Genomic DNA, 10,481 nt, shown 5'->3' with positions numbered 1-10,481 from the left:
CCGCGCTCAGTGATGTGCTTGACCGCTTCGATCTTGAATTCTTCGGGGTAACGCTGGTTGCTCATGGCACCTCCTGATGGGCCTCATTATGAGGCTTGGAGGTGTCTACGAAACTAGGGGCGATTCACTGGTGCAGAACCGCCTGGCCGATGATCCGGTCCACATCGAACATTCAGAGGCCAGAATAAGAGCCTCCGACAAAGGGCTTACAAGGGGCAGTGAAATCCAGCGCTGAGCGATACGAAGACGTCTGGACGTTCATCATGCCGAGCACGGTGTGGAACAGGTTGTCGTGGCTCAGCGGTGACGTGGTTTGAGCTTTCAAACAACCCACGTTGACCTTTTCGCTCTTCGCGAGCGAGTCAGACATCCAAAGTACCAACGGCACCTTTGTTTGCTCGTCAGGAGCCATCGCGTAAGGCAGCCCGTGTAGATAGAGCCCACCCTCCCCCAGCGATTCGCCGTGGTCCGAAACGTACATCAGCGCAGTGTCGAACTTGGTGTTGGCCGCCAGGATATCGATGAGATTTGCAGTCACATAATCGGTGTAGAGGATTGAGTTGTCGTAGGCATTGACCACCTCCTCCTGCTTACATTTGTCGAGCTCGTTGGTCTCGCACACCGGTGCGAATTTCTTGAATTGCGAGGGGTAGCGCTTGTAGTAGGCCGGGCCGTGACTGCCTTTGTAGTGGAGCACCAGGACAGCATCGCCTTCCTGGCGCTTGATGAAGTCTTGCATCTCCGTGAGCAGCACCCCGTCCTTACACTCCTCGCTGGTGCACAGTTGGGAATCCGCGTGAGAGGCAGCCTTGTGGTTGGGAACCCTGTCGCAGACCCCTTTGCACCCCGAGTTGTTGTCAGTCCACATGACACTGATGCCAGCGCGTTGAAGCACGTCGAGCAGCCCTTCTCGGCTCTTGGCCAAGCCATCTTTGTACTGGGCCTTACCCACGTCCAGGAACATGCATGGCAGCGAGACCGCGGTAGCGGTACCGCAGGAGCTCACGTTCGTGAAGCTAATGACATTTCGCTTTTCTAGTTCCGGATTCGTTTCACGGGAGTAGCCGTTGAGGGAGAAGTTGGCGGAGCGAGCGGTCTCTCCTACTGCCAGTACCAGCAGCCTGGGTTTACGAGCCGCACCCTGTCGATTAACTACCGCATCAGTACCAATGGCCGTCAGCGTTTTAGGTGAGGCCAGCTGACGCTTCAGGTACCCATGGCCAGCCGCAAACAAGTTGGTAGGTACCAGAATCAGCCGGATCTCCCGATTGTTGCGCAGCAAGGAGGCATACGACTGGTACTGACTCAACGCGATGCCAGATAAGGTCAACAGAGCGAGCGACAGAGCAATGAACCTGCTGACCAAAGCTTTGGCCCAAGGCTTGCGCCGGAGGGGAACCCGGGCAATCAGGTAGACGGGCAACACCCCAACCATTGCGACCCAAAGACCGAGCTTCCAATTCAGCAGCTCGGTTGCCTCAGCGACGTCGGTCTCCACAACGTTGGTGAACATTGTGTAATCGATCACGATGCCGTAGGCATTCATGAAGTAACTCGCAAAAGACGCGCTGATCAGTACCAGGCACAGTATGGGTTTGGCCAGCCGCCCCCATGACAGCAAGCTCAGAACGGTAAACACCCATGCGAATACTATGACTGGGAGGCTAGCCGCTAGCTGCCAGTTCACTTCATCGGTTTTGAATACCAGCTTCCAGAGCACGTTCCAGAGCTCAGCGTTCGCGAATAGCAGTAACCAAAAAGTCACCAGGCCGATTAGCAAATTAGTACTGATGCCTTTCTGCCGCGCATTGCGAATAGCAAAGATCCATTTGCTTAACAGGGTGTGAACAATGGATTTGGAAGGTGTCATTATCAAACTCTGGAAGCTGCTTATCCATGGCGGTAGCTATGGAGTTAGCGGGAGCTACAAGGCAAACCGTCGACAGATGCTGAGCGATTGCGCAATGTGCGGAGCGTCAGAGGCCTTAGGCCCCTAGGCGTTGGGGACGCTTAGTATGTGTGAGGCATAGGGATAAAAAGAGAAATGAATCTCGCTGAGCGCATTATTTCCGGGACCTGATAACGACACGATGACCTCGGGATTACAATGCTGACAGAAATCCAATTACTGCTGTTTTGATTGTCATTGATCACGCTATGATCAAAATTAGGGGGATACTACCCACCAAAAGCAATGCTCCGCTCAGCTAGATAAATTTAATTTCACAAACAAAACGGTTTCGTTTTGTCGTAGGCTAATTTTGAACTCTCAATTCAACTTACAAGTCTTTCTCGCGAGCAGAATATTATTTTCAACTTTTGCTCGTTAATATGTCACCCATCAATGAGGGGCGAATACCATGAGCTTTTTCAAAAATATCCTGGGCGGGCACCATGGCCGTGGAAGCCACGGTGGAGGCAAGCACCACAGCGGGGGGCATGGGGCCGAGCAATATGATCGCCATGGCCGGCAGCAGGGCTGCGACGGCGGCAATCAGGTGTATGACGGCGGGCGCCCTGCCACTCCAGCCCCCATCGAAGATCTGCAGGGCTGCAGGCAGTGCCGGACGGCCAACGATCCGTCAGCACGCTTTTGTCTAAACTGCGGAACACCGCTATCGAGTGGTTGCACCGCCTGCGGCTCGCTGCTGAGTGCAGGAGCAAGATTTTGCAGTCAGTGTGGCCAAGCGACCCTCTAAGGCTAGGTAAACAGGAAGGCCAACGAGACCACAACCCTGCGCAAGGAGAAATACGTGGGTTCAAATCATGACCATGGCAGCGCTGCAGTACGCGAGGGGCATCAGAAGAAGCTAATCATGGCGCTCGCCTTGACTGGCAGCTTCATGATTGCAGAAGTGATCGGTGCGTGGATTACCGGCAGCCTGGCGCTGTTGTCGGACGCATCTCACATGTTCACAGATACTGCCGCCTTGGCGATCTCACTGATTGCACTTCAGATAGCCAAGCGGCCGGCGGATCAGAAAAGAACGTTCGGCTATGCGCGCCTGGAGATTCTGGCTTCGACGTTCAACGCCGTGCTGCTCTTCCTGGTGGCGATGTACATCTTGTATGAGGCCTACCAGCGCTTCTTCATGCCGGCGGAGATCGCTACCGGAGCGATGATGTGGATCGCAATCGCCGGCCTGATCATCAACCTAATTTCGATGCGCCTTCTGGCATCTGCGAGCAACGAAAGCCTCAACGTCAAAGGAGCCTACCTCGAAGTTTGGAGCGACATGCTCGGCTCGCTTGGCGTAATCATCGCGGCACTTATCATCCGCTTCACCGGCTGGACCTGGGTCGACACGATTGTCGCTGTGGCAATCGGCCTTTGGGTTCTGCCGCGGACGTGGCAGTTGCTTCGCGAAAGCCTGGGGATCCTCATGGAGGGTGTCCCGAGGGGGCTCGACGTTACTGCAATCGAGGCCACCATCCTCGACGTAGATGGCGTGACGGACGTTCATGACTTGCACGTGTGGGCTGTCAGCAGTGGCAGCAACGTGATGACGTCGCACGTAGTGGTTCGGGATTCTGCAGATGGGGATGCTGTGCTGGCGGCCGTCGTGGATGCTGTCAGCGATGCATTCGAAATCCATCACTGCACCATCCAGATCGAGCGGGCAGCTTTCCACGAGAGCGTTCCCTCGCCCTCGCACTGACCGATCGGTAAACACCATGCAAACACATCACCCTCCTGGCTGAGGGTGATGTTGCAAAAAAATGCGGTGAGGGATGCCGTAAACGGCAGGAGCGCTTCGAGGGGGTTGGTGAATGGCTTCGCCTGCCCTCGTCCACAACCTCCAGAAGGCTCAGCGATGGCCTGGATCATCAAGAAGTACCTACTCACTGCCGGTATAGTGATTCTCGTATCAGAGCTGGCGAAACGCAGCGACATGCTGGGCTGCTTGGTCGCCGCCCTATCCTTGGTCACGGTCTTGACGTTGGTCTGGCTCTATTTGGAGAACCAGAGCATGGAGAAGATCTCCAACCATGCTTGGTACACGTTCTTGTACGTGCTTCCGACCCTGCCGATGTTTATTGCTTTTCCATTGCTGCTACCTAAGCTCGGCTTTTGGCCGACACTGATCAGCAGCATTCTCATCACAATGGCCAGCTTCGGAGTCTTCACCATACTGCTGCGCCGGTTCGGCATTGAGCTTCTATGATCCGGTGGCCGCAGGGATCATCTTGATGAGTCTTAACGGCTATTAACACACTCGCCCTTCACCAGGTAGCGAACCATGTGCAGTTCGCCTTTCGAGTCTTCGTAGGTCATCATGCTTCTTACATTACCGCAGTACCGCACGCTGGGTGATACATACACCAACTTACCAACGTCCAGGTCCATGCCGTAGGCGTAGTCTTCTAGTTGAGGCATGGGCTTTTTTACGCGTTGAGCATAATCCGCAGTAGCCTCTCTAGCAGAACGCTCTATGCGTTGATTGATCTCCATACCGCTTTGGGCATTGGCTGTTAGTGATGTAAAGAGCATAAACACGGCGATCGCTGATACAGTAGTGTTCATAAGAAGTCCCTTAATAAAAAAGCGCCCGTAGGGGGGCGCTAAAATTCACCTACCAAAGGAGCGTATGGTTTACAGGTGAATGCACTGGCGCGAACAACTGCTCGATGCTCTTGCCAAGCCGCTTTGAAATGAGACAATTTCCAAAGCAGCGATACCTCTTCCGGTGCCTTTAAACTAGCAAAGGAGGCTAACACCAAGATGATCGTGCAATTACAATTTGGACATGTAATAGATTGTAAGATAATTATTCGAGAGAATATCGAGCCGCCACGTGAACTAATTTGCAGAAAGGCGCTGCGGTTTGCGGCCGTGCATGGGGTCTGCCTGCGTGGCGCCCTCGATCCAAGGCCAGTACCAGTCCTTGCAAGCTAACGACCGAAATGCTGCCTGTCCTGGCCGATTCCACCTGCCAGGCGAATCTGTCATACACCGCCGCAGGCCCCAGAATCCGCTATGCTTAGGGGTGGAGCCTGCATGACTGTCAGAAATCTTGCGGCTACATTACAAATTTGTAGGATTTCGCCGCGGCCAGCTTCTTCGCGTTAAGATTCAAGCGTCCTCAGGTGACCCGGCGTATGGACAGAGGTAGCGACTACCACATGCCATACCCTCAGCCAAACTTTCGAACAGCCTGCAACCATAATCTTGGCGGATTAGGCCAACTCCTTCCTCACACCTTGAGATAAGTTATGCGCGTTCTAGTTGTGGAAGACGAAATTAAAACTGCCGAATATCTTCAGCAGGGCCTATCCGAAAGCGGGTATGTCGTAGATATCGTGCACAACGGTGTAGATGCTCTGCACTTGTTCAACACTAATGTCTATTCGTTGGTCCTCCTGGACGTGAACCTCCCGGATATCGACGGCTGGGACCTGCTGGAAACCATCCGTAAGACCAGCCGGGTCCGCATCATCATGCTGACCGCCCGCGGACGCATCAATGACAAGCTCAAGGGCTTGGACGGCGGCGCGGATGACTACCTTGTGAAGCCATTCGAATTCCCTGAGCTGCTTGCTCGCATCCGTTCGCTGCAACGCCGTGGTGATGAGTTAGTCGAGAAGAGCTCGCTGAAAATTGCCGATCTGGAACTCGACTCCGTCCGCCATCGCGTCTTCCGCGGTGGCACACGCATCGATCTCACCACCAAGGAATTTGCGCTTCTGCACCTGCTCATGAGCCGAACGGGCGAAGCGCTGACTCGCTCTCAGATCATCTCGTTGGTCTGGGATATGAATTTCGATTGCGACACCAATGTCATCGATGTAGCCATCCGGCGCTTGCGCTCGAAGATCGATGACCCGTTTGAAACCAAGCTCATTCACACGCTTCGTGGCGTTGGGTACGTTTTTGAGGAACGCGCATGAGGCCATTCAGCCTGGCTGCAAAGCTGGGGTTAAAAGTTGGGTTGATGAGCGCAGCGTTGCTGCTTCTGTTCGCCACCTTTGGCTATCTGATGGTAGGCAAGGCTCTGGAAAGAAATGCCAGAGCAGACCTGGAAGTAAAGATGGCGGGGATGGCTCACAACCTGTCCACCATCCCGGACATCTCCGGCGTCAACGCGGATGCGCATCAGCTTGTCGATTTGGTCATGGGCCACAACAACCTGTATGTGAGCATATTCGATACCTCACAGAATCAGACTCCCCTGCTCTCGATTGGCTCGAAACAGGTCAATCTGGAGGTGCACAAGTTTCAGCCGGCGGCCCAGCCCAAAGAGCACGAATGGCGTGATACGCAGGACCGTCCTCTGCTGAGTGCTTCTCGAATCATGCGTTTGGGCGATGGAACAGAGGTCAGCGTCTATATGACCATGGACCAGTCATCCAGTGAGGCGCTGCTCGATGCGTTGCTGACCTGGGCCTTGATGATGTCCCCCGTCATCCTCGCACTGATCTTGGCCATTGGCTGGTGGACTGTGCGCAGAGGCCTGCTACCACTGACCAAGTTCCTCAAGATCGCCTCGAAAATCTCAACCGAGAGCCTCGACCATCGCCTTCCAACTGATGGGATGCCGGCAGAACTCAAAATGCTCGCCGACGGCATCAACATCATGCTGGCTCGCCTGGATGATGGGGTTCAGCAGCTCTCGCAGTTTTCTGACGACCTTGCTCACGAACTTCGAGCACCGCTTTCCAACCTGATGGGCAAGGCCCAGGTTGCCTTGACCAGAGAACGATCGCTTTCCGAGTACCGGGAGGTTCTGGAGTCGTGCACAGAAGAGCTGGACCGCATGAGCCGCATGGTTTCCGACATGCTGTTCTTGGCCCAGGTCAGTCATCCAGCATCAATGGTGGAGTTCGAATCCGTCTCCTTGGTCGACGAGGTTCAGCGAGTGTGCGATCTCTTCAGCATTTCAGCAGAAGAAGGCGAGATTCAGCTGCAGATCTCCGGCAGTGATGACGTGGTGCGCGGGAATCGCCTGATGGTTCAACGTGCCGTCTCGAATCTGGTCTCGAACGCGATCCGTTACTGCCCTCGCGGCCGCACGGTCTACGTTAAGGTGCAGCATAGTGCGAGCGGTACGACGTTGAGTGTCGGCAACCCCGGCCGTGGTATTGCCAAGGAACACCACGCGCACTTGTTTGAGCGGTTCTACCGTGTGGACAAGAGCCGAGCACGGAGCGAAGGCGGTACCGGTCTTGGCTTGGCCATTGTGCAGTCGATCATGAGTCTGCACCAGGGATCGGCGAGCGTGGAGGTGACCGAAGAAAACTTCACCTGGTTCCACCTTCACTTTCCGGAAGCCCAGCAAATGCAGCCGGCAATGACCGCCGCTTAAATTGCGCAGACACGATTAGGCCCGTCAATCGACGGGCCTTTTGTTTGCCTCAATGCATCAGTGCCGAAGGACCACAGGGTCCATGGGCGACCGCAGAATCACCGACTTAATAATCTTCTGTTCGTCAGGATTGGCGTTTTTCCACAGGTGTGAGAAGTACTGAGCATTCACTTTCTCTTGAGCACTTACGCTGCCGGCGGCATCGATCAGGCGCATGGTCGAGTAGACACAGATCAGCGCCAGAATGAAGAACGCCGTGGCGACCACCATCACATAACGCTTGGCCAGCACCGGTGCCCGCTTGAGCTCCTGGATAGAGGCGTCCGCCGCCTTTGTCGCTGCTGTAAGCTCCGAGATCAGTGGCTGGATGGCGGTGTCGACTCCGCGGCATGCAGCTGAATACGCTGATGCAGCGGCGCGCAAGGCAACCTCCTCCGCGTTCGACCAAGCCTTCTCCGCCTTTCGCACCTCCTCCTGAATCTGCCGGCCGACAGCGTCCACCTGCTCCACCAGTTCGTTCGACCTCTCCAGAACAACGCTGGAGGTGCGCGTCTGCGAGGTCAGCTCATCGAGCTGGACAGTGAGTTTTTCAGTGCAGCGGCGAAAGTCACCGATAGCAACTGCCCAGGGCTCTATTGTCGGCGCTGATTGAAAATTGACCCACCCTGCCGATTGAAAAATGACCCAGGGCTGCTTGCCGATTTAGACCCCGGCAATTGTGGATAAGCCTAGCAGTCGACAGCGTCGTAAAAGTGCTGACCCTGCACTCAGCAAGGCCAGCCCAAAGAGGTCAAAACGGGTCGTCCTCCGCCTCCTCGATATCCTGTCGCCTGCGCTCCCTCGCCTGGATCTTGGTCTTGGCCACTAAGGTGCTGTTTTGCAGGCGGTACGATTCATTCCCCGTCTCGACGATGTGGCAGTGGTGGGTCAATCGGTCGAGCAAGGCCGTGGTCATCTTGGCGTCGCCAAATACGCTCGACCATTCGGCGAAGCTGAGGTTGGTGGTGATGATCACACTGGTGTGCTCGTAAAGCTTAGAGAGCAAGTGGAACAGCAAGGCCCCGCCGCTCTGGCTGAAAGGTAGGTAGCCAAGCTCATCAAGGATTACCAGATCTGCACGCAGTAGTCCTCGGGCGATACGCCCTGTCTTACCCTCGTGCTTCTCACGCTCCAGCAGGTTGACCAGATCGACCGTGGAGTGGAAGCGTACACGCTTGTTGTGTTGGGTGATGCTGGCCACCGCCAGGGCGGTGGCGAGGTGCGTTTTACCGGTGCCAGGGCCGCCGATGAACACCACATTTTGAGCTGTGTCGGTGAAGGTCAGAGTGGACAGTTCCTTGATCAGCCGGGCATCAGCGCTGGATACACCGAAGTCGAAGCCAGCAAGATCGCGGTGCATGGGCAGTTTCGCCATATTCATCTGATGATGTACCGAGCGCACTGCCCGGTCGGCGTGTTCCTGATCGAGGAGATGCTCGATCAGCCATTTCGATGAGGCGGTGGTGGATTCACCTTGTGCGGCCAGATCTGCCCAGGCAGTGGCCATGCCGTGCAGGCGTAAGTCTTTGAGTTCCTCTGTAAGATCACGCATTGCGCACCTCCTCATCTGTGCTGCGCAACCGGTCATAGCGCGCGGTATTGGCGATAAGGGTAACTTTCAGTTGCAGGTTGGTTTCGACCGAGGGTGGTGCTTCACGGGCGGTCAGACGGGCCACGATATTGAGGATGTGGTCAGCGCTCAGGCTGCCAGATTCCAAAACCAGCTCAACCGCTACGAGGACAGCATCCAGGCCAGCGACGGGCACGGCAGCCAAGACCTGGGTCATGACCCGATCACCCTGTAGATGCCGCCGCAGCTCGCGCCTGAGCAGGCGTAGTGGCTTGGGTAGGTCGGCAAACGGGGCACCATTGCGTAGGGCTCCCGGTTTACGCTCAATGAGGGGGATATAGTGTTGCCAGTCGTAGCTGACCTGATCGCGATCAAACAGGCGCTCGTGGCTGGCAATCACACCATCATCGGCAATCACGACGATTCGCGAGGGATAGAGCCGACTGCTGACCCACTGGCCAACACGCTCACAGGGTACTGAATAGCGGTTGCGGGCCACGTTGATCAGACAGGTGCTGGAAACGCGAACCGTGCGCTCTACATAACCGTCGAAAGGCGTCGGCATCGGCATCATTTCGACGCGCTCCAGTTCTAAGACTTCTGCAACGGTGAGGCCGTTGTACTGCGGATGGATCAGCTCGTGCCACAGAGCCCGACAGCGCTGGGCAAGCCAGGCATTCAACTCTTCGAAGCTATGGAAGGTATTGTCGCAGGCAGACAGCCAGATGCGGCGCCGACTATCTTGGACATTCTTTTCGACGATACCTTTTTCCCAGCCGGACGCTACGTTGCAGAAGTCCGGGTCGAACAGGTAGTGCGAGCACATCACCATGAAGCGAGCGTTGACCGTGCGGCCTTTACCCTTGGAGACCTTGTCGACCGCCGTTTTCATGTTGTCGTAGATGCCGCGACGCGGCACGCCGCCCATGGCGGCGAATGAGCGGGTATGGGCATCGAACAGCATTTCATGCCCTTGGCTGGGATAGGCCACTAGCCAGAAGGCTCGGCTGGCACATAGCTTCATGTGCGCGACCTGGACACGTCGGAAAACACCGCCAATCAGCAGGCCTTCCTCGCTCCAATCGAACTGGAAGGCCTCGCCCAATGCGAACGCCAACGGCACAAATGCCCGTACCGCCTTGCCTTGCTCTCCGCGCCAATGACGAACGAAGGCAGTGAGCTGGCTGTAGCCGCCGTCATAGCCTTCAGCGCGGATCATGGCCAGCAGCGCCTTGGCACTGCGACGATGTTGCTTGGCCCTCAAGGCATCAGCCCGCAGCGCCTGCTCCAACATCTCGTGAAAGGGACTGAGCTTGTTGAACACGGCTCGACGCTGATAAACCGGCTGCTTGGACTCCGAAGCTCTGACCCATTTTCGGATGGTGTTGCGCGACAGGCCGGTGCGCTTGGCTATCTCATGCAACGACAGCTTGTCGCGGAAATACATCCGCCGAATTTTGCCCATCATTTCCATGCTGATCACCCTGTGTTCTCCTGCTCAAAAATTGAGCAGGTACAGTGGAACACCTGGGTCAGTTTTCAGTCAGCACAATGGGCGAAACTGGGTC

At 55.8% G+C, this 10,481-nt stretch carries 10 protein-coding genes; 5 read left to right on the top strand and 5 right to left on the bottom strand.

Annotated features, from left to right (window positions below; genetic code table 11):
- Window positions 1–172: 172 nt before the first annotated feature.
- On the bottom strand, window positions 173–1,870 hold the full coding sequence (locus DMX10_RS25935; protein ID WP_003298414.1) for a phosphoethanolamine transferase: 1,698 nt from the start codon (window positions 1,868–1,870) through the stop codon (window positions 173–175).
- Between the two features lie 490 nt (window positions 1,871–2,360).
- On the opposite strand from DMX10_RS25935, the gene DMX10_RS25930 reads away from it, so the two are divergent.
- The 3 genes from DMX10_RS25930 to DMX10_RS25920 all read left to right on the top strand — a co-directional run bounded on the left by DMX10_RS25930 (window position 2,361) and on the right by DMX10_RS25920 (window position 4,166).
- Window positions 2,361–2,699 carry a zinc ribbon domain-containing protein gene (locus DMX10_RS25930; protein WP_082425824.1) on the top strand — a complete coding sequence of 113 codons (339 nt, stop codon included), beginning with the start codon at window positions 2,361–2,363 and terminating at the stop codon, window positions 2,697–2,699.
- 54 nt (window positions 2,700–2,753) lie between these two features.
- Window positions 2,754–3,659, top strand: coding sequence for a cation diffusion facilitator family transporter (locus DMX10_RS25925; protein ID WP_060515210.1), 906 nt, complete (start codon window positions 2,754–2,756; stop codon window positions 3,657–3,659).
- A gap of 156 nt (window positions 3,660–3,815) precedes the next feature.
- Window positions 3,816–4,166, top strand: coding sequence for a DUF3147 family protein (locus DMX10_RS25920; protein ID WP_060515211.1), 351 nt, complete (start codon window positions 3,816–3,818; stop codon window positions 4,164–4,166).
- Between the two features lie 32 nt (window positions 4,167–4,198).
- Here the strand turns inward: DMX10_RS25920 and DMX10_RS25915 are convergent, their stop codons facing one another.
- A complete protein-coding gene (locus DMX10_RS25915; protein ID WP_009395890.1) occupies window positions 4,199–4,525 on the bottom strand; it encodes a DUF2790 domain-containing protein in 327 nt (108 codons plus the stop codon).
- 689 nt (window positions 4,526–5,214) lie between these two features.
- Between DMX10_RS25915 and DMX10_RS25910 the strand changes: the two genes are divergently transcribed.
- Window positions 5,215–5,889: a heavy metal response regulator transcription factor gene (locus DMX10_RS25910; protein ID WP_009395889.1), complete on the top strand. Its 675-nt coding sequence runs from the start codon at window positions 5,215–5,217 to the stop codon at window positions 5,887–5,889.
- Complete coding sequence (locus tag DMX10_RS25905; protein ID WP_010951441.1) at window positions 5,886–7,304, top strand: heavy metal sensor histidine kinase; 1,419 nt, start codon at window positions 5,886–5,888, stop codon at window positions 7,302–7,304. The genes DMX10_RS25910 and DMX10_RS25905 overlap by 4 nt, the downstream gene beginning before the upstream one ends.
- Window positions 7,305–7,361: 57 nt before the next feature.
- Here the strand turns inward: DMX10_RS25905 and DMX10_RS25900 are convergent, their stop codons facing one another.
- From DMX10_RS25900 to istA, 3 genes are all read right to left on the bottom strand, one after another.
- On the bottom strand, window positions 7,362–7,814 hold the full coding sequence (locus tag DMX10_RS25900) for a hypothetical protein (protein WP_178083012.1): 453 nt from the start codon (window positions 7,812–7,814) through the stop codon (window positions 7,362–7,364).
- 280 nt (window positions 7,815–8,094) lie between these two features.
- Entirely contained in the window at window positions 8,095–8,895 is an 801-nt protein-coding gene (gene istB / locus DMX10_RS25895) for an IS21-like element helper ATPase IstB (protein ID WP_046785690.1), read from the bottom strand.
- Complete coding sequence (istA, locus tag DMX10_RS25890) at window positions 8,888–10,387, bottom strand: IS21 family transposase (protein ID WP_178083015.1); 1,500 nt, start codon at window positions 10,385–10,387, stop codon at window positions 8,888–8,890. Before istA ends, istB begins: the two co-directional genes overlap by 8 nt.
- Between the last annotated feature and the right edge of the window lie 94 nt (window positions 10,388–10,481).

Origin of the sequence: Pseudomonas sp. 57B-090624, from assembly GCF_003234055.1 — a bacterium.
GTDB lineage: Bacteria > Pseudomonadota > Gammaproteobacteria > Pseudomonadales > Pseudomonadaceae > Metapseudomonas > Metapseudomonas tohonis.
The sequence above is the reverse complement of the archived record's forward strand: the minus strand, read 5'-3'. Positions and strand labels throughout refer to the sequence as shown.